The sequence below is a fragment of the Pseudomonas sp. DF11 genome, from assembly GCF_058148565.1.
This window is the reverse complement of record NZ_JBYVYN010000001.1, coordinates 1,314,992-1,333,176: the sequence shown is the minus strand read 5'-3', so window position 1 is coordinate 1,333,176 and position 18,185 is coordinate 1,314,992. Positions and strand designations below refer to the sequence as shown.

The 18,185-nt window shown below is 62.6% G+C and carries 15 protein-coding genes; 7 read left to right on the top strand and 8 right to left on the bottom strand.

The features are described 5' to 3' along the window. Positions 1-61: 61 nt before the first annotated feature. The 6 genes from AC30D9_RS05640 (at position 62) to AC30D9_RS05615 (ending at position 6,624) form a co-directional block, all read left to right on the top strand. Positions 62-1,759 (top strand): sulfatase-like hydrolase/transferase, encoded by a 1,698-nt coding sequence (locus AC30D9_RS05640; protein WP_490143621.1) that lies wholly within the window; start codon positions 62-64, stop codon positions 1,757-1,759. Between the two features lie 156 nt (positions 1,760-1,915). Continuing rightward, complete coding sequence (locus tag AC30D9_RS05635; RefSeq protein ID WP_490143620.1) at positions 1,916-2,587, top strand: ABC transporter ATP-binding protein; 672 nt, start codon at positions 1,916-1,918, stop codon at positions 2,585-2,587. Further along, positions 2,584-5,052 (top strand): FtsX-like permease family protein, encoded by a 2,469-nt coding sequence (locus AC30D9_RS05630; protein WP_490143619.1) that lies wholly within the window; start codon positions 2,584-2,586, stop codon positions 5,050-5,052. The genes AC30D9_RS05635 and AC30D9_RS05630 overlap by 4 nt, the downstream gene beginning before the upstream one ends. Then, positions 5,042-6,112, top strand: a complete 1,071-nt coding sequence (locus AC30D9_RS05625) for a lipocalin-like domain-containing protein (RefSeq protein ID WP_490143618.1) — start codon at positions 5,042-5,044, stop codon at positions 6,110-6,112. The genes AC30D9_RS05630 and AC30D9_RS05625 overlap by 11 nt, the downstream gene beginning before the upstream one ends. 65 nt (positions 6,113-6,177) lie before the next feature. Beyond that, entirely contained in the window at positions 6,178-6,420 is a 243-nt protein-coding gene (locus AC30D9_RS05620) for a hypothetical protein (protein WP_134925054.1), read from the top strand. Positions 6,421-6,450: 30 nt separating this feature from the next. Next, positions 6,451-6,624 (top strand): hypothetical protein, encoded by a 174-nt coding sequence (locus AC30D9_RS05615; protein WP_490143617.1) that lies wholly within the window; start codon positions 6,451-6,453, stop codon positions 6,622-6,624. 519 nt (positions 6,625-7,143) lie between these two features. Here AC30D9_RS05615 and AC30D9_RS05610 read toward each other — a convergent pair. The 6 genes from AC30D9_RS05610 to AC30D9_RS05585 form a co-directional block, all read right to left on the bottom strand. Then, positions 7,144-7,662 carry an Hcp family type VI secretion system effector gene (locus AC30D9_RS05610; RefSeq protein WP_307571720.1) on the bottom strand — a complete coding sequence of 173 codons (519 nt, stop codon included), beginning with the start codon at positions 7,660-7,662 and terminating at the stop codon, positions 7,144-7,146. Positions 7,663-7,960: 298 nt separating this feature from the next. Then, positions 7,961-9,337: a 2-oxoadipate dioxygenase/decarboxylase HglS gene (gene hglS, locus AC30D9_RS05605; RefSeq protein WP_490143616.1), complete on the bottom strand. Its 1,377-nt coding sequence runs from the start codon at positions 9,335-9,337 to the stop codon at positions 7,961-7,963. Positions 9,338-9,426: 89 nt separating this feature from the next. Further along, positions 9,427-10,647, bottom strand: coding sequence for a glycolate oxidase subunit GlcF (gene glcF / locus AC30D9_RS05600; protein WP_490143615.1), 1,221 nt, complete (start codon positions 10,645-10,647; stop codon positions 9,427-9,429). Between the two features lies 1 nt (position 10,648). Continuing rightward, positions 10,649-11,707, bottom strand: coding sequence for a glycolate oxidase subunit GlcE (gene glcE, locus AC30D9_RS05595; protein ID WP_490143614.1), 1,059 nt, complete (start codon positions 11,705-11,707; stop codon positions 10,649-10,651). Further along, a complete protein-coding gene (glcD, locus tag AC30D9_RS05590; RefSeq protein ID WP_490143613.1) occupies positions 11,707-13,206 on the bottom strand; it encodes a glycolate oxidase subunit GlcD in 1,500 nt (499 codons plus the stop codon). The genes glcE and glcD overlap by 1 nt, the downstream gene beginning before the upstream one ends. Positions 13,207-13,263: 57 nt before the next feature. Beyond that, positions 13,264-14,193 carry an alpha/beta fold hydrolase gene (locus AC30D9_RS05585; protein WP_490143612.1) on the bottom strand — a complete coding sequence of 310 codons (930 nt, stop codon included), beginning with the start codon at positions 14,191-14,193 and terminating at the stop codon, positions 13,264-13,266. Between the two features lie 370 nt (positions 14,194-14,563). Between AC30D9_RS05585 and AC30D9_RS05580 the strand changes: the two genes are divergently transcribed. Next, a complete protein-coding gene (locus tag AC30D9_RS05580) occupies positions 14,564-15,802 on the top strand; it encodes a M20/M25/M40 family metallo-hydrolase (RefSeq protein ID WP_490143611.1) in 1,239 nt (412 codons plus the stop codon). Positions 15,803-15,902: 100 nt separating this feature from the next. On the opposite strand, the gene AC30D9_RS05575 is transcribed toward AC30D9_RS05580, so the two are convergent. Both AC30D9_RS05575 and AC30D9_RS05570 read right to left on the bottom strand, forming a co-directional pair. Beyond that, the gene (locus AC30D9_RS05575; RefSeq protein WP_490143610.1) at positions 15,903-16,244 is read right to left on the bottom strand and encodes a DUF6124 family protein; all 342 of its coding nucleotides are present in this window, start codon (positions 16,242-16,244) and stop codon (positions 15,903-15,905) included. Positions 16,245-16,758: 514 nt separating this feature from the next. After that, positions 16,759-18,084: a substrate-binding domain-containing protein gene (locus tag AC30D9_RS05570; protein WP_490143739.1), complete on the bottom strand. Its 1,326-nt coding sequence runs from the start codon at positions 18,082-18,084 to the stop codon at positions 16,759-16,761. Positions 18,085-18,185 lie beyond the last annotated feature (101 nt).

The window sequence follows — 18,185 nt, the reverse complement described above, 5'->3', positions numbered from 1 at the left end:
AAACGGCTGCTAACGTGCAGGAACGGAGTGCTTTCGACGCTGCGATCCGGTCGAGGAAAACATGGCCCGCTACCTCAAGGAACTGCTGTTGGTTCTGTACCTGCTCAAGGGGTACGACTATTACCTTGACCGGCTCAACGCGTTGGGCATGAGCCTCACCACCTTGCTGTTCGGCGCCATGTTCGGGTTGTTGGTGCTGGTGCTGTGGATGAGCGCCTACATACGCCAGACATTGGTGAGGCATGTATTTGCCTTGGTGATGTTTGGGTCAGCGGTGTTTTTCGAGGTGTATACCCGGGTCACGGACAGTTACCTGACCTATAGCCAGTTCGTTTCGCTGGTGTACTCGGGAGGATTTATCCAGGAGGCGGCCTATCAGTACCGCGAGGTGATTATCAGCGCGGCGATCAGTGGCTTGTTGCTGTTGTTCGGCATCGCTCTCAAGCCTCGACGGTCGTTGCGGTTGCCCGGTTATCTGCCGATAGCGGCGCCCGTGCTGGGCGTGTTGCTGCTCAGTGGCGTGTTGTTCGTGCGAGCGGGCGAGGGCGCGCGCGGCCTGCCGGTGATGTACCCGCCGTTGGCCTATTTGAATCTGTTTGCCTATGAGTCCTTGCACAACACCATCGGCCCCCGGGAGCCGGTCACCCTGGTGCGACAATCATCCTTGATCGAGCAGGATATCGTGCTGATCATCGATGAAAGCATTGGCGGCAATTACCTGGATATCAACACGCCGTTCGGCGTGCACAGCGGTCTGAAGACGCCGCCCGAGGGCGTGGATATCTTCAATTTCGGCTATGCGGCCTCCATCGCCAATTGCAGCGCCGACACCAACGTCACCCTGCGTTACGGCGGCACGCGCACTGACTATATGCGCATCAACAGCACCCAGCCGTCGATCTGGCAGTACGCCAGGAACGCCGGTTTGCGTACTGTCTACATCGACGCCCAGCGCACCGGTGGCCACCTGCAGAACCTGATGACCGAGCTGGAAAAACAGGACATCGACGAATTCGTCCAATTCGACCAGACCAGCGTACGCGACCGCGACATGGCGGCGGCGGCGAAGTTGATCGAACTGCTGGGCGACAACCAGGCCGAACTGGTGGTGATCAACAAGGTGGGGGCGCATTTCCCGGTACACGACAAATATCCCGACGACTTCATGAGCTACCGCCCGACGCTGCCGCGAGGGCAGTTCCAGGAAGTGGCCGACACCGGCAGGCGTGACGGCTTCAATGGGCAGAAAGACGATTGGCTGTTGTACCGCAACGCCTACCAGAACACCTTGCTGTGGAATGTCGGCGAGTTCTTCAGGCGAATCTTCCAGCAGGCCGATTTGAGCCATGCCGTGTTGATCTACACCTCCGACCACGGCCAGGATCTGCACGAGCGCGGCAACCCTGGGCTCAACACCCATTGTGGTGGTGATCCGGTGGCCGAAGAAGGGTTGGTGCCGTTGGTCATCATCCAGGGCAGCCAGTTGCATACCCTCGATTGGCGCCAGGCCTGGGCCCGGAACAAGGACCGCTCGAGCCACTACAACATCTTCCCGACGCTGTTGCAGTTGATGGGCTACGACCCGGCCGGAGTCGAGTCGGCCTATGGAAAATCCCTCAGTCAGCCGACCGATGACGACTTCACCTTCAACTACCGCTTCAATGCGCGGTTGGGGGCCGCGCCTGAATGGAAACACATCGACCTGGACCACATCGTGACACCACCCCCCGGCCAGGCTGAAATGGCGGTGGGGCATTGATTAGCGGATGTGTTCGGCAGGATTCTGTGGGGCTGGATGTACACTCTGAATCCTCTGTGGGAACTTGCTCGTGGTGGCAATGAGTTCGCTATCGCGGGTGGGGCCGTCACTCAACTCCGCTATCCTGAGCCTCACGTTTACCCATCGAGCCTTTTCATGCTTGAAGTCCGCGATGTTTTTAAAAGCTACGCCACGCCCCAAGGCCCATTGCCGGTGCTGCAGGGGATCGATCTGACGCTGATGCCGGGCAGCAGCCTGGCGCTGATGGGGGAGTCTGGCAGCGGCAAGAGCACTTTGTTGCACCTGGTCGCCGGGCTGGACAAGGTCGATCGCGGCAGCATCCGCAGCGGCGAGTATCGGCTCGATGGCATGAGTGAAAGCCAGTTGGCGAATTGGCGGCGTACGGAAATCGGCCTGGTGTTCCAGCAGTTCAACCTCATCAGCAGCCTGCCGGTGGAGGACAATCTGGCGTTCCAGGCGCGTCTGTGCGGTCGTTACGACGCGGCCTGGCAAACTCATCTGGTGCAGCGGCTCGGGCTTTCCGAGCTGCTACGGCGTTATCCCGAGCAGCTTTCCGGCGGCCAGCAACAGCGGGTCGCGCTGGGCCGGGCGTTGGCCTCGCGACCGCCCTTGTTACTGGCCGACGAACCCACCGGCAGCCTCGACGAAGCCACCAGTGACGAAGTGCTGCAACTGCTGCTGGAACTGTTGGATGGCAGCCCCACCAGCCTGCTGATGGTGACCCACAGTCCACGGGTGGCGGCTCGCCTGGCCCAGCGCGTGGTACTGCATGGCGGGCGATTGGCGCAGGTGGCCCAGGGGGGATGATTTTTCGCCAGACCCTCAAGGCCTTGCTCAGCCATTGGCGCCAGCACCCGGTGCAGTTCTTCAGCGTGCTGACCGGCCTGTGGCTCGCCACCAGCCTGCTCACCGGCGTGCAAGCGCTGAACAGTCAGGCCCGGGACAGTTACGCCCGGGCCAGTCAACTGATCGGCGGCCAACCCCAGGCCAGCCTTGATGCACCCGGTGGCGGCACTTTCCCTCAGCAATGGTTTGTCGAACTGCGGCGCCAGGGCTGGCCGGTGTCGCCGGTATTGCAGGCCCGAGTGGTGCTCAAGGGCCATGAGGATCAGCGCTTGCAACTGATGGGCATCGACCCGGTGTCGCTGCCGCCCGGCGCGGCACTGGCGGGGCAGGTGCGGGAAATGAGCGAGGTGGTGGAATTCTTTACCGACCCCGGTCGTACCTGGGTCGCTGCGCAGACGTTGCAGGCCCTGGGGCTGAATGAGGGCGACCGGCCTCGTTCAGTCGATGGGCAATCCCTGCCGCCGCTGCATGTCCAGGTGGACATGGCACCCGGTGTGCTGTTGATGGACATTGGTTTTGCCCAACAGGTACTCGGGTTGCCGGAGCAACTGTCGCGGCTGCTGTTGCCCGCCACGTTCAGCGCCGCGTTGCCGCAAGCATTCAGCGGTCGGCTGCAGCTCAAGCACGCCGATGAAGAAAACAACCTGTCGCGCCTGACCGAAAGTTTTCACCTGAACCTCGACGCCTTGGGGTTTTTATCGTTCGTGGTGGGGCTGTTCATCGTCCATGCGGCCATCGGCCTGGCCCTCGAACAACGCCGCAGCCTGTTGCGAACCCTGCGGGCCTGTGGCGTCAGTGCGCGGGTGCTGATCACCAGCCTGGCGATTGAATTGGGCGCGTTAGCCTTGCTGGGCGGGGTCGCCGGGGTGCTCAGCGGCTATTGGCTGGCGGGGCTGTTGTTGCCCGATGTCGCGGCAAGCCTGCGGGGTTTGTACGGTGCCGAAGTGCCCGGGCAGTTGAACCTCAGCCCGTGGTGGTGGTTCAGCTGCGTCGGCCTGAGCCTGTTCGGTGCGCTGCTAGCCGGGGCCGACAGTTTGCTGCGGGCCGCGCGCCTGCCCTTGCTGGCGCTGGCCAATCCCCAGGCCTGGCATCAGGCTCATGCGCGTTGGTTGCGACGCCAGGGGTGGGTGGCGACGATGGCGGCGTTGGTTGTCGCCTCGGCGTTGATCTGGGGTGACAGCCTGGCCAGCGGTTTTGTCTTGATGACGGCCTTGTTGCTGGGGGCGGCGCTGGCCTTGCCGGTATTGCTCAATACGGTGCTGGAGCGGCTATTGCGTCATAGCCGCTCGGTGCTCGGACAATGGTTTCTCGCCGATTGCCGTCAGCAATTACCGACGTTGAGCCTGGCGCTGATGGCGTTGTTGCTGGCGCTGGCGGCGAACATCGGTGCCGGCAGCATGACCGCCGGTTTCCGCCAGACCTTCAGCAACTGGCTCGAACAACGGCTGACCGCCGAGTTGTACATCAATCCGCAAACCCCGGCCCAGGCGAACGAACTGCACGCCTGGCTCAAGCAGCAACCGGCGGTCACTGCCGTCGTTCCCCTCTGGCAAGTCTCGGTTCCGTTGCAGGGCTGGCCGACGGATATCCACGGCATCATCGATCATCCCCACTATCGCCAGCATTGGCCGCTGCTGGAATCGGCCGGCGACAAGCCGTGGGAGCAACTGGCGGCCGCCGATACCCTCATGCTCAGCGAGCAACTGGCCCGGCGCCTCAAGGTGAGCATCGGCGATCAGTTGACCCTGCCGACCCCGCAGGGGCCATGGCTACTGCGCATCGTCGGGATCTATGCCGACTACGGCAATCCCAAGGGGCATGTGCTGGTCAATGCCGATCACTTGCTGGCGCACTGGCCGAACCTGACACCGAACCGTTTCAACCTGCGTATCGAACCGCCCGCGATCCCGGCGCTACTGACAGCGTTGCAAGACCGCTTCAGCCTGGATGACAGCCGCATCGTCGATCAGGCTCGGCTCAAGGGCTGGTCGACCCAGGTGTTCGAGCGCACCTTCGCCGCCACCGCCGCCCTCAACAGCCTGACCCTGGCGGTGGCCGGGGTGGCGTTGTTCATCAGCCTGCTGACCCAGAGCCAGAGTCGCCTCGGTCAGTTGGCGCCGCTGTGGGCGCTGGGCGTGACGCGCCGGCAGTTGATGTTGCTCAACCTCGGCCAGACCTGGTTGCTGGCGCTGCTGACCCTGGTCCTGGCGTTGCCGCTGGGCATCGCCCTGGCCTGGTGCCTGGACGCGGTGATCAACGTGCAGGCCTTCGGTTGGCGCCTGCCGCTGCGGGTGTTCCCGTTGCAATTGGTGCAGTTGCTGGCCTTGGCGATGCTCGCCACGCTATTGGCATCGGCCTGGCCGCTGTACGCGTTGTACCGCACGCAGCCGGCGGATTTGCTGAGGACCTTTGCTCATGAGGATTAGTGTCTGCGTGTTGCTGCTGGCGTTGCTCAGTGGTTGTGATGACTCGGCCCCTGCGCAAAAGGGCTTTGCCGGTCTCGGCGACCAGGCTGTCGCGTTCACGCCGGTTGTGCCTGGGCGGGTGTTCAGTTTCCCGGCCGACCATGGTCTTCATGAAGGTTTTCGCATCGAGTGGTGGTACGTCACCGCCAATCTCAAGGACGCCCAGGGCCGTGATTTCGGTGTGCAGTGGACGCTGTTTCGCAGTGCCCTGGATGCCGCGCCCCAGGCCAGCGGCTGGCGCAACCAGACGATCTGGCTCGGTCACGCTGCGGTCACATCCGCCACCGTGCACCATGCCGCCGAGCGTTATGCCCGAGGGGGGGTAGGGCAGGCCGGGGTGCAGGCGGTGCCCTTCAATGCCTGGATCGACGACTGGCAATTCGGCACCCGGGTTTCAGGGGCCGAGCCGTTGGCGGACATGCAGTTGCAAGCTCGCGACCTGCGCTTCAGCTATGCGTTGCGGCTCACGTCGAGCCGTCCGCTGGTGTTGCAGGGCGATCAAGGCTTTAGCCAGAAATCCGAACAAGGGCAAGCGTCGTACTATTACAGCCAGCCGTTCTTCCAGGCCAGCGGTGAATTGGAGATCGACGGCCGGCGTTATGCGGTCAGCGGCCCGGCCTGGCTCGACCGCGAATGGAGCAGCCAACCCCTGACCGCCAACCAGACCGGTTGGGACTGGTTCTCCTTGCACCTGGACAACGGCGAGCATCTGATGCTCTACCGCATGCGCCACAAGGACGGTGCGCCGTACCTCACGGGCACCTGGATCGACGCCCAGGGCCAAGCGCAGACCCTGCACGCCGGGGAAATCAGCCTTGAGCCCCAGGACACCGCCAAGGTCGCCGGGCGCTCGATGCCGGTAGGCTGGGCCATCAGGATCCCCGGCAAGCAACTCGACATCACCGTCCACGCGCTGAATCCCAATGCCTGGATGAACTTGCGCATTCCCTATTGGGAAGGACCTGTACAACTGCGTGGCAGCCAGGGCGGCACGGGTTACCTGGAAATGACCGGCTACTGAGAATCGTTGGAACTCCCCGCGAACGTCGCCCCTCATAGTTTATGAATGTCTCGCAGGAGCCCGTCATGAGCGATGACCTCAAACTCGTGTCGCTGGCCGATTGGCAGCGATTGTTCGACGACAAGGCCTACTGGCAGCAGTCCCCCGATGCTCACTTCACCGAACTGATGCGCCTGGCCAATGATCTGTTCGGCCTGGGCGCCATCGACCTGGCGCAGTGGCAGGCCTTGAAGACCAAGGCCGAGCAACTGCACCGTCGCTCCCCGGATGCCAACGTCGCTGAAGAGGTCGCCGATCCCGACGCCTGATCCAAGCCCGAAGGATTCAAGGAGTTCGCCATGAAGCACAGCCCCGATCAAACACCGCAGAACCCCGACGAGCCGGCGTTGCCCGGTGAAGTGGAACGCGATAACGATGCCTTGCGGCCCAATGACCCGGCCAAGCGCAAGCAACAGCATGGCGACCCTGAGGTAGGGGATACCGATGCGCAGAAAACCGGTCGACGTGGCTGAAGTGGGTCACACCGACGGGTTATTAAAAGATTTTTTTAATGACTGTTTAAACTTGCAACGACTTGGTGCGAATAACGTTTGTACTTATTCATCGTTTTGTATAGCTGCTTGTACAGCTAAGACATAATGCGCTTCAAGCACAAACCCGTGGCGAGGAAGCAGGCGCCTGCCGGGTTGCGCAGCGGCCCCATGGAGAGCGGCCGTTGCGCCCGGGGTGTCCTCCCGGCCGAGTGGAAGCAAACGCTCCCGTCACGGCGCAGTGTAATTGTACAAGCGGTTGAGTTTCGATCAGATGTAAACAGTTGTAACGATGAATAATTATTTAAACAGCCTCGCGGACATGTTCTAAAAGTTCGATTATTATTGTGCTCGTTCGCCCAGTGTCAGGCTCTTTACCAGTGCATGGATTGCCGAGGCCATCGCACTGGGCGAACACCATCCTGAATCAACTTCTATCGATTGTTTTCAACTGCACATGGGTCAGCGGAGTTGGCCGATGCGTGAACGGCTGCCGCCGATTCAACCGACCACGGGCGAACGCCAGTCATCGGAACCCGAGGTGCTGCTGACTTCGTGGGTCCAGGTGATTTTGCGAAACGAGAAGTGCACGTCTTCCAGATGGGTGAAATGGGCGTTCGCCGGGTCTTGGCAATTGAGCATGTAGTCCTTGATCTCGACGATGATCGCGTCCTCCAGCGTGGTGGTGAAGTAATGTTCCTGAGTACCCGCGGCGGATGTCCGGAACCATTGAATCACCACCTCTTCCATGCGTTCGCCATTGGCAAGGGCCTCTTGCAGCAATGGCGTGGCCTTATCGAACACTTTGGTGATGATGAGGGGGTGGTGCACGCGCAGGCCAGTTGGCTGGCCGGATTGAGGATCACGCGGAACGCTCACCTGGTGCTGGAAACCTTGCACCATGATTTTGTTTTCACGTCCCTCCTGGAAAATATTGCCAACCGAGTCGGCGGTAAACGCGCCTTCAGTGATCTTTCCTTGTTTGATGCCTTTGATGGTCATGTACGCGGGGGTAGCCAATGGATGCTCTCCTTCCTGGATAACGATGGACCTGGGGCGGGAGTCGCCCCGAGGTGGCCTGACGATTATCAAGAGCTATGCCATTTTAAAAAAATATATAAATATCAATGAGTTGATTTAATGTCTGGCGGATTTTTACCCCCGCCTAGCAAGAAAGCGAACAAAGGTTTGCCTGGCGTGCTGCAGCTCTTGGTGGCCTGAGCAAACGCCGCGAAAGCCAGGCAAAGTGGCCGATGAAGGCGCGCCACGCAGCACGCCTGTCATGCAGCTTTTTGCCGTTTTATCCTTCGGCTGGTTCCTACAAGCCCAATGCGGCCCTGCACTCATCGATAGAGCGCTGCTGAGTCTGGGCATACAACCCCAGCTCATCGATGGTCGCCCGCCCCAACGCTTCTTCAAAGGCCTGGCGGTTGGACTGTCCGGCGCAATGGCTCTGGGCGGCATCGCCGAGGTTCGACTGGAAGATACCGGCGGCGCTGACCGGCAGGAAATCCTCGTACACCAAAGGTTCGGCGCGCAGGTATTGCTGCGTGAGCAAGTGCTCCAGGGAAGCCGCTTGCCCGAGGGTGCCCTTGGCGGCGAGGCCCTTGGGCGTCACGAAATAGCGAAAGTAGGCCAATGCTTGTCGGCGCAGCTCATCGTGGTTGTCAGGGAATTCGACAAAATGTTCGGTCATCAGCCGGTTGTAGCGTTCGGCGTTGGCTTCGTTGGGAAACTCCCCCAGCGCATCCCGCGCGGCGTTCAGCAATCGGTCGTAGAGCGCGCGGCCCTTGGGCGTGAGCGCGGCGCCCCGTTGTTCGATTTCACCGAAGCGGGCGCTGTGGCTGCCCTGGGCTTGTGCCTGGTCGGTAAAGGCGACGGGTTCGTCCAGAGCCTTGAAACTGGTCTGGCGCAGCAGGATCGGGCACTGCCGACGGGGTGGACCTTCGATCACGGCCTTGGGGGTAATGCCATGCACGGGCATCCGGGCCTGGACGATGTCGATGTCCAGGGTACGCGGCGTCAGGTGGTTGATGTGCGGTCCCTTGAACGCCACCACGTCGGCGATCAAACGATGTTGGGTACTCAATTGCCGGTACTGTTCGGCGGTGACCGTGGCGCTGTGGTGCCAGCGAAAGGTTTCCAGGGCCTGTAGGACGAAGTCCTCGGCCTGGGCTTCGGTCAGGCCACCCTGGCGTTCGGCCAGGTCAATGAGTTCAAGGGCGCTGGGGGTGAAGATCTGCCGTTTGGCCAGCACCGACTCGGCAAAGGCCCGAAGCTCGGCATTCTCGATCAGTTCCAGGCGCAGCAGTGAGGTAAACACCCGGAACGGGCTGACCTGCAACGCGCTTTCGTGCACGGCGCGGAAGGCCGTGGAATGCACCGGCACCCCGGCAGGCGTGAGGTCGTAGTAGCCCACCGGCTGCATGCCCATGACCGCGAACAGACGCCCCAGGGTCGCCAGCTCGGTGGCGGTGCCAACGCGAATCGCACCGTGGCGTTCCAGGTCCAGGCGTTCGAGTTCACCGGTGCTGCGCAGGTGAGCGGCCAGGGCCGGATCTTCGGCCAGCACCTGAGCGTTGGTGTGCTCCACCAGCTTCATCAGGGCGCCATACAGCGGCACCTCGTCGCGGTACATGTCGGACATCGCCCTGGAGAAGCGTTGGCGGATCAGGTCGGGGCTGACGAAGCTCATCGTGAGAATTCCTGGCGAGGGACTGTGGGAAAGTTGGACGAAAGATCGCAGCCTTCGCCGGCCCCGGCAAACGAAGAATCTTCAGGACTTCATTCTGCCAGGGACTGATCCACCAACTCGATCCAGTGTCGTACGGGCGTGCGGCCGGCGCCGTCGAGGTGGTTCTGGCAGCCAACGTTGGCCGTGACAATCAGCTCCGGCTGGCCGCTTTCCAGCGCGTTGAGGCGGTTGTCGCGCAACTGCCGCGCCAGGGCCGGCTGGGTCAGCGAATAGGTGCCGGCCGAGCCGCAACACAAGTGGCCGTCGGGTACCTCGGTGAGGTTGAAGCCCAACCGCGTCAACAGCGCTTCGATGCTGCCGCCGAGTTTCTGTGCGTGTTGCAAGGTGCACGGGCAATGCACGGCGATACGCTGGTTCCTGGCCGCACAGATCTGTTCCAGCGGTTCCTTGCCAAGCACCTGCACCAGGTCCAGCGCCCGCTCACTCACCTGTCGGGCCTTGGCGGCGTAGGCAGGGTCATGCTCCAGCAAGTGCCCGTAGTCCTTGATGAAGGCGCCGCAGCCGCTGGCCGTCTGGACGATGGCTTCAGCGCCGTTTTCCAGGTGCGGCCACCAGGCGTCGATGTTCTGCCGGGCGCGCTCCAGTCCGATGGTCTGGGCATCGAGGTGATAATCCAGGGCGCCGCAGCAGCCAGCTTGCGCACAGGGGATCACGCTGATGCCGAGTCGATCCAGTACCCGCGCTGCCGAGGCGTTGGTGTTGGGCGAAAGGCCCGGTTGCACGCAGCCTTCGAGCATCAACACCGTACGCTGATGCCGGACCGCTGGACGTCCGTCGCGGGCTGGGGAAGGGCGGGGTAATTTGGCGCTCAGGTTCGTCGGCAGTACTGGACGGAAGATCGCCCCAAGACGCAGCAGGGCCTTGAACCGCTCAGGGCTGGTGGCCAGGCTTCGCAGGCCCGAGCGCAGTGCGCGTTGGCCAGCGGGGCGCGGCACGGCTTGATCGACCACCGCCCGACCGATGTCCAGCAGGTTGTGGTAATCCACGCCGGACGGGCAGGTGGTCTCGCAGTTGCGACACGACAGGCAGCGATCCAGGTGCAGTTGGGTGCTGGCTGTCGCCGGCTCGCCTTCGAGCACCTGCTTGATCAGGTAGATGCGCCCTCGCGGGCCGTCCAGTTCATCGCCCAGCAATTGATAAGTGGGGCAAGTGGCATTGCAGAAGCCGCAATGCACGCAACTGCGCAGGATCCGTTCGGCTTCTTCGGCGCGGGGCAGATTTTTGCTTTCCTCACTGAACCGAGTCTGCATGCTAGATCTCCGGGTACATCCGGCCAGGGTTGAACAGCCCGAGCGGGTCGAGCTGGGCCTTCAACTGCCGGTGATAGCGCAGCAGCGCCGGAGCCAGTGGCTGGAACGGTGTATCGCTGGCACCCTGACGATAGCAGGTGGCATGGCTGCCCAGTTCATGGGCCAGGGCTTGCACGGTATCGGCATCGGTTTTCAACCAGCGTTGCGCGCCGCCCCAGTCGATCAGTTGCGCGCCGGGCAGGGCGAGCGGGCCGGTATGGTTGGGCAATGACAGGCGCCACAGCGGCAAGCCTTCGTCGAAGAATGCCAACTGATGTTCATTGAGTGCCGTCCAGTATCGATCGTCGATCACCTCGCCACCGAAACGTTGATGAGCGGCGCTGACCGAGCCTTCGCCACCCTCCAGGCGCAGGTGCAGACAGTTGCCGTCATGGCTGGCGGCGCTGATGGGCAACGGCTGGCGGCCCCATTCGGCAAGTTTCGCCAACGCCTCGGTGCTGTCCAGTTCCAGGCGAATGCTCAGGCTGTGACGGGGCTTGGGCAGGACCTTCAAGGAGACTTCGGTGATGACCCCCAGGCAGCCGAAACTGCCGGCCAACAGACGCGAGAGGTCGTAGCCGGCGACGTTCTTCATCACCTCGCCGCCAAAACGTAGCAAGGTGCCGTGGCCGCTGATCAGGCGCGTGCCCAGGACGAAATCGCGCACCGAACCGGCCCATGGTCGACGTGGCCCTGACAGCCCGGCAGCGACCATGCCGCCGACCGTGGCGTCGTCGCCGAACGCCGGCGGTTCGCAGGGCAGCCGCTGTCCGGCGGCGTCGAGGGCGGCGAGCAGTTCCCGCAATGGGGTGCCGGCACGGGCGGTGACCACCAACTCGGTCGGGTCGTAGTGGACGATGCCTCGATGCACGCGGGTATCCAGCACTTCGCCGGCCACTTCGCGGCCCAGGAAGGCCTTGCTGTTCGAACCCTGGATGCGCAGTGGCGTGGTATTGGCCCGTGCGCGATTGACCTGTTCGAGCAGCAGGTCGCTGGCGTCCTGGTCGGTTTCGCGGCTCATCAGAAACGCTCCAGTTCAGGAAATGGCAACTGCCCGCCATGGATATGCATGGCACCGAACTCGGCGCAGCGGTGCAGGGTGGGAATGTTCTTGCCGGGGTTGAGCAGGCCTTGGGGATCGAATGCCGCTTTTACCGCATGGAACAGCTTCAGTTCGTCGCTGTTGAACTGCGTGCACATCTGATTGATTTTTTCCCGGCCGACGCCGTGCTCGCCGGTGATGCTGCCGCCCACCTGGACACACAGCTCGAGGATTTTCCCGCCCAGGGTTTCGGCGCGCTCCAGTTCGCCGGGCTGGTTGGCATCGAACAGGATCAGTGGGTGCATGTTGCCGTCACCGGCATGAAAGACATTGGCTACCCGCAGGCCATGCTCGGCGCCGAGACTGGCGATGCGCTGCAGTACCTCGGGCAAGGCCCGACGCGGGATGGTGCCGTCCATGCAGTAATAGTCCGGCGCCAGGCGACCGACCGCCGGGAAGGCGTTCTTGCGCCCGGCCCAGAACCGCAGCCGCTCGGCCTCGTCCCGCGCCTGGCGGACCTCGGTGGCGCCGGCCTGTTGCAGCACCTGGCGGACTTGTTCGCAATCGTCATGGACATCGGCCTCGACCCCGTCCAGTTCGCACAGCAGGATCGCTTCGGCGTCCACCGGGTAACCGGCGTGGATGAAGTCCTCGGCGGCGCGGATCGCCAGGTTGTCCATCATTTCCAGGCCGCCGGGGATGATGCCGGCGGCGATGATGTCGGCCACTGCCCGACCGGCCTTGTCCACCGAATCGAAACTGGCCAGCAGCACCTTGGCGACCTGGGGCCGGGGCAACAGCTTGACCGTCACTTCAGTGATTACCCCAAGCAAGCCTTCGGAGCCGGTGAACAGTGCCAGCAGGTCCAGGCCCGGTGAATCCAGGGCTTCGCTGCCCAGGGTCAGGCGTTCGCCTTCGATGGTGAGGATCTCCAACTGCAACAGGTTGTGCACCGTCAGGCCGTACTTGAGGCAGTGCACGCCACCGGCGTTTTCCGCGACATTGCCACCGATGGAACAGGCGATCTGCGACGAAGGATCCGGCGCGTAGTACAGCCCGAACGGCGCCGCCGCCTGGGAGATCGCCAGGTTGCGTACACCCGGCTGAAGCCTTGCGGTGCGGGCGTCGGGGTCGATGTGCAGGATCTGGTTGAACCGCGCCATCACCAGCAACACGCCGCTTGCTAGGGGCAGGGCGCCGCCGGACAGACCGGTCCCGGCGCCCCGGGCGACCACCGGGACGTTCTGCCCATGGCAGAGCTTGAGCAGCGCTTGCACCTGCCCGACGCGCCGGGGCAACACCACCAGCATCGGCGTGGTGCGATAGGCCGACAAGCCGTCGCATTCGTAGGGCTTGAGGTCTTCCTCTCGGTGCAGGACGTCCAGGTCTGGAATCTGCGCCTGCAGGGCTTGAAGCAGGGCTTGCTTGTCCACCTTCGGCAAGGGACCGTCGAGGTGTTCGTCGTAGAGGATGTTCATGAAAATAGATACCTCTGAGTCAACTCGCTCCCACATGGGGCTTTTTTTACACCGCCGTCATTGCCCCAAACCCTTGAGAAAATCCCGGTACAGCGCCGCGGTTTTCCCCGGTCGTTCGACCATGGGCATATGACCGATGCCGTCCCAGATCTCCACCCGCAGGTCGGCGATACCCTTGCTCCACACCGGCACGCTGCTCACGTCGATCAGCCGGTCCTTGCGGCCCCAGAGCAGCAAGGATGGCGCGCGGATGTCGGCCAGGCGCGGCTCCATCGGCGGGCTGGCGCGAAAGTCGACGAAGATCTCCGCCAGTTCATCGCGGCGCTGTTCGTAACGTTCGGCCAACGCCGCCAGCACCACGCTGGGTACCCAGGGCGGGGAGGCCATGGTCATGGCGTAGAATGGCGCGAAATCATCCCGCGAGTCGACGAGGAACGGGTTATGCCCGGCGGCCAGGTGGCGTTCCATGTCGCTGGCCTGGGGAGCGGTGACGCCGGCCGGATCGATCAGCGCCAGGGTCAGTACGCGCTCGGGCGAAGTGGCCGCCAGCCAGGCGGCGAGATAACCGCCCATGGAGTTGCCGATCACATGGACCTTGTCCAGGCCGCAGGCGTCGAGCAACTCGATCACCCGTCGGGCCTGGGTCGGGATGTCATAGCCGCCGCCGGCCTTGAAGCCGGTTTCGCCATGGCCGGCCAGGTCGGGTACCACCACCCGGTAGTCGCCGACAAAATGCCGGGCAAAGCGCAGCCATAGATTCTTGTCGGCGCTGTAGCCATGCAGCATCAGGATGCTGCCGGACGCTTCATATGGCCCGCCTTGCCAGGTCGACACGGTCATCTCACTGATGGGGACGGTGATCTTGTGCAACCGGTAGAGGCGTGCCTCCAGCGCCGTGCCCATGTCGTACAGCACATGACCGATGCCTGGATACGTCAACCAGCTCCAGGCGATGAACACGGCAAGGACTACCCACAACACCAGCATGTTTCGCCCTCCATGGGTCAGGACAGAATGTGTTAAGTGAAGCTGAAACCCGGGCATATCGCGATGACAGGGCCGCTTTTGCTTTGCTACCAGCCATGACAGCCGCCTGATGAGTCATATATAGCCAAAATCCGCGGCAGGGCGGGGCATTTGAAGGAGAATAAATACCCCGTCATTCAGGGATGTCTATTGGGTGTTGCCCTGATAGGCGCCGGGCAATCCCGCCGACCTGGGAAGCTCGCGGTGCAGAGGCCTCCATGCAAGCCATTACGGCCACGGGGCTGAGATGGCCACTTGCTGCCTAGAGCCTTGGTTCGTTGTCGGGTAGGGTGCCTGTGGCACTCTTTCGATACGGAACAAGGATGAAATCATGACGATGACCGCTCTTCGCACTCGCCTGGCCGTCAGTCTCGGCCTGAGCCTGGCCCTTGGCGCCTTCGCCCCCATGGCTGTTGCGCAGCCCCACCAGCAGATCCTGACCGACGCCGAACAATACAAGGGCGAAGCCCTGAAACTGTTGGAGCGGCTGGTGAATATCGACTCCGGCTCCGGGTATGTACCGGGGTTGACCCAGGTCGGTGACATTGCCATCGACGAATTGAAGAAGCTGGGCGCCACCATCGAGAAGGTGCCGAATTCGGACGGTACCCAGCACATCCTGGCGACCCTCAAGGGCACCGGCAAGGCGAAGATCCTGTTGATGGCCCACATGGACACGGTGTTCAAGGAAGGCTCGGCCGCCGAGCGTCCGTTCCACATCAAGGACGGTCGCGCCTATGGGCCGGGGGTGATGGACGACAAGGGCGGCATCGTCGCCGGCATCTACGCGTTGAAGATCCTCAAGAACCTCGATTTCAAGAATTACGCGCAGATCACCTTCCTGCTGGATGCCAGCGAAGAAACCGGCTCGGACGTGGCTACCGACCTGATCAAGAAAACCGCCAAGGCCCACGACGTGACCCTCAACCTGGAACCGGGTCGCCCGGCTGATGGCCTGGTGGTGTGGCGCAAGGGCAGTGCCACGGCGCTGGTGGAGGTCAAGGGCAAGGCGTCCCACGCCGGTGTCGCGCCGGAACAGGGGCGTAATGCGGCGATGGAAGCCGCGCATCAGATCCTGCAACTGGGCAAGCTCGGCGACGCGGAAAAGAAAACCACCATCAACTTCACCGTGCTCCAGGCTGGCGACCGGACCAACGTGATCCCCGACCGGGCCAGCGCCAAGGCCGACGTGCGGGCGGCGGTGCCGGAGGAGTTCGACCGCATCGAGAAAGACCTGGCGCGGGTGTCGCAGGACAAACTGATCGCCGACACCGAAGTCACCACCAGCCTCAAGCGCGGCCTGCCGCCGATGCCACAGACGGCGGAGTCGGATCGATTGATGGCCATGGCCCAAGGGATCTATGGCGAACTGGGGCGCAAACTGACTGAAGAAGGCAGCGGCGGCGCGGCGGATGCCAGCCTGTCGGCCGGGGTGGGTACGCCGACGCTGGATGGTTTTGGCATCGTTGGCGGCAACATCCATACGCCGGAGGAGTACGCGGAAGTCGAGAGCGTGGTGCCGCGGATTTACCTGTTGTCGCGGATGATCATGGAGTTGGCGGGGCGCTAATAGTCAACCTGGCACAAACCGTCGGGGCAAAGGCAAACCTGTTGTGGGAGCAAGCTTTGCTCCCACAGGCCTCTAGTGTGCTCCAGAGGCGGTGAGTCGGTTAGCGCGGGTCGACGTTATCCAGCGCCCGGTTCGCCAGCAATCCGCTCAGTTCGATCAACTGCTGGATGCCCAGGGCAATGTGGCGCCTCGGGCCTTCCAGGTCGAAGGCCAGATTGCTGACCATGGCATTGGCCGAGGCCAGGTTTTCGCTGAGATTGGCGAGCAGGGATTCGGTGTCGACGCCGTTGACGACCGTGAAGAGTTGGCTTGGATCAGGCTCGGGTTTGTCGGGTTTGGGCTTGAGGTAGTAGTCGAGGGCGCGGTCAGCGGCTTCGTCGAATTCTTTTGAGTTGTGGGTCGTTGGATCGGTGTCCGGCGGGTTGGGTGTTGCTTTGAACATAGTTGAAGCTCCGATGCATTTGAAAAGGAGCCATCACCTGCTCGCTACCAAACGAATTGGGTGGTGGCCATACGAAGGTTGGTAGACCGGGCATCGGAGCCGGCGCCTCCGAAGAGACCCTGCGCATGGCCACCAAAAAGCGAAGTGCATGACTGCACTTGCAGGGGGTGACGCTATGCACCGACAACCCGGGCTACCAAACCCGATCGCTGATTCGTCAGCGACCGGAAAACGATAGAGCCGGGCCTCCAGGCGCACAAGCCGGCGGATTCTGGCGTAGTTGTAGGCAATGGCGCAAGGCGACTTGGCTTGCTCCTACATCGAAGTTAGCGGGATAAACAACAAGCTATTGTGGCGAGGGGATTTATCCCCGCTGGGCTGCGAAGCAGCCCTAAAATCTGACAGTGAGGTATCTCAGATAGATTGCGTAGCGCCTTTGGGGGCTGCTTCGCAGCTCAACGGAGATAAATCCCCTCGCCACAAAAAGCGGGTTCGTCTTTTGATGGCGGCGTTGCTAGTAAACCCAAACCTCCACCCGCCGATTCCTGATCCGCCCTTCATCTTCGTTATTGGCCGCCACCGGCATCAGCGCGCCGAAGCCGCGTACTTCGCGCAAGGTCACGCCGTACTTGACCAGTTCACGTCGCACCGCCATGGCCCGCAGTTTGGACAAGAGATCCGCCCGCGCCGGGTCGTCCTTGGCGTCACCGAAACCCACCAGCGTCACGCGCCGTTCGGTCTTGCCGTGCTTCTGGATGTAGTCGAGCACTCGGCCCAGGTCTTGATGGGCCTTGTTGTCGAGGTTGGCGCTGCCTTCTTCGAAGCGAAAATTCACGCTCAGGCGTTGGGCATGGCGGCTCAGGGCCTGGTAACCCTCGGGCATCAGTGCATTGGGGGTGACGGCCATGGCCTGGACGGTCTGGGCGATGAACCCATTGGCCGCGACGATGGCCTGGCCCTGGTCGCTTTGGGTGAACTCGACCAGCGCCGTGGCCCACGGGTTGGTTTCCCGGGGCGGCAGGTAGAAGAACAGCCGGCGGGACAAGGGATAGTCTTCGGTGGCGATCAGGTGGTTCAACGGCAACATGGGTTGCGAGTCGCCGTCGACAATCGCCAGCGCCTTGGCCTGGCGTATGTAGGGCAAACCGATGAAACCGATGCCTTGCGGGTCCTGGCTGACCGCGTCGGACAACTGTTCACTGGATTCGAAGCGCCGCGCTGAAGGATCCAGCCGTTTTCCCTGGCGGCTGAGCACCAGTTCCTTGAAGGTATCGTAGGTGCCGGATTGTTCATCGCGGGCATACAGATGAATCGCCCCGCCAGTACCGCCCACTGCCTCCCAGGTTTTCGCCTCGCCACTGAATATTCGCGCCAGTTGCACGATATCGAGCTGACGTAGCGGGTTCTGGGGATGAAGGATGATCGCCAGGCCATCGATGGCGATGACTTGCTCGGCGGCAGGACTTTTCAGATCGCCGAGGGACGCGAGTTCCTTCAGCTCGTTGTCCTTGATCGGGCGGGACGAGGCGGCCAGGTCGGCGCTGGCCTGCTTGAGGGCAGCGAACCCGGTGCTGGAGCCGTGGGCGGCAATGTCGATCTCGACCCGCCGGCCATCGGTGGTCTGGCCGACGATCCGCTGTTCGTTGTCCCGACCGGTGATTTCGCTGCTGACCCTGCGCAGTCCCTGTTCCTCCATCAAACCCCTGACCAGCGCCGGCCCCAGGGCCGCACCGATGGTATTGGAGCCCTGGAGGCGCAGGGCCGGGCCGGACGCAGGAAGGGGCAGGCCAGGCGCGGGCTCACGTTCGGCGCAGAACGCCAACGGCAGCCACAACGCCATTATCCAGACCACGCACAGCCGCATGCCGCCACCTTCAGATCCCAGGGAAGTGCCGGGAGAATAAGTCAGGCAGATGACTGAACGATGACAGGGTGGTTGCG

Excerpts from the sequence above, each read along its gene's own strand:
- AC30D9_RS05640 (WP_490143621.1), top strand. The coding sequence starts at position 62 with ATGGCCCGCTACCTCAAGGAACTGCTGTTGGTTCTGTACCTGCTCAAG.
- AC30D9_RS05635 (WP_490143620.1), top strand. The coding sequence starts at position 1,916 with ATGCTTGAAGTCCGCGATGTTTTTAAAAGCTACGCCACGCCCCAAGGC.
- AC30D9_RS05630 (WP_490143619.1), top strand. The coding sequence starts at position 2,584 with ATGATTTTTCGCCAGACCCTCAAGGCCTTGCTCAGCCATTGGCGCCAG.
- AC30D9_RS05625 (WP_490143618.1), top strand. The coding sequence starts at position 5,042 with ATGAGGATTAGTGTCTGCGTGTTGCTGCTGGCGTTGCTCAGTGGTTGT.
- AC30D9_RS05620 (WP_134925054.1), top strand. The coding sequence starts at position 6,178 with ATGAGCGATGACCTCAAACTCGTGTCGCTGGCCGATTGGCAGCGATTG.
- AC30D9_RS05615 (WP_490143617.1), top strand. The coding sequence starts at position 6,451 with ATGAAGCACAGCCCCGATCAAACACCGCAGAACCCCGACGAGCCGGCG.
- hglS (WP_490143616.1), bottom strand. The coding sequence starts at position 9,337 with ATGAGCTTCGTCAGCCCCGACCTGATCCGCCAACGCTTCTCCAGGGCG.
- glcF (WP_490143615.1), bottom strand. The coding sequence starts at position 10,647 with ATGCAGACTCGGTTCAGTGAGGAAAGCAAAAATCTGCCCCGCGCCGAA.
- glcE (WP_490143614.1), bottom strand. The coding sequence starts at position 11,707 with ATGAGCCGCGAAACCGACCAGGACGCCAGCGACCTGCTGCTCGAACAG.
- glcD (WP_490143613.1), bottom strand. The coding sequence starts at position 13,206 with ATGAACATCCTCTACGACGAACACCTCGACGGTCCCTTGCCGAAGGTG.
- AC30D9_RS05585 (WP_490143612.1), bottom strand. The coding sequence starts at position 14,193 with ATGCTGGTGTTGTGGGTAGTCCTTGCCGTGTTCATCGCCTGGAGCTGG.
- AC30D9_RS05580 (WP_490143611.1), top strand. The coding sequence starts at position 14,564 with ATGACGATGACCGCTCTTCGCACTCGCCTGGCCGTCAGTCTCGGCCTG.
- AC30D9_RS05575 (WP_490143610.1), bottom strand. The coding sequence starts at position 16,244 with ATGTTCAAAGCAACACCCAACCCGCCGGACACCGATCCAACGACCCAC.
- AC30D9_RS05570 (WP_490143739.1), bottom strand. The coding sequence starts at position 18,084 with ATGGCGTTGTGGCTGCCGTTGGCGTTCTGCGCCGAACGTGAGCCCGCG.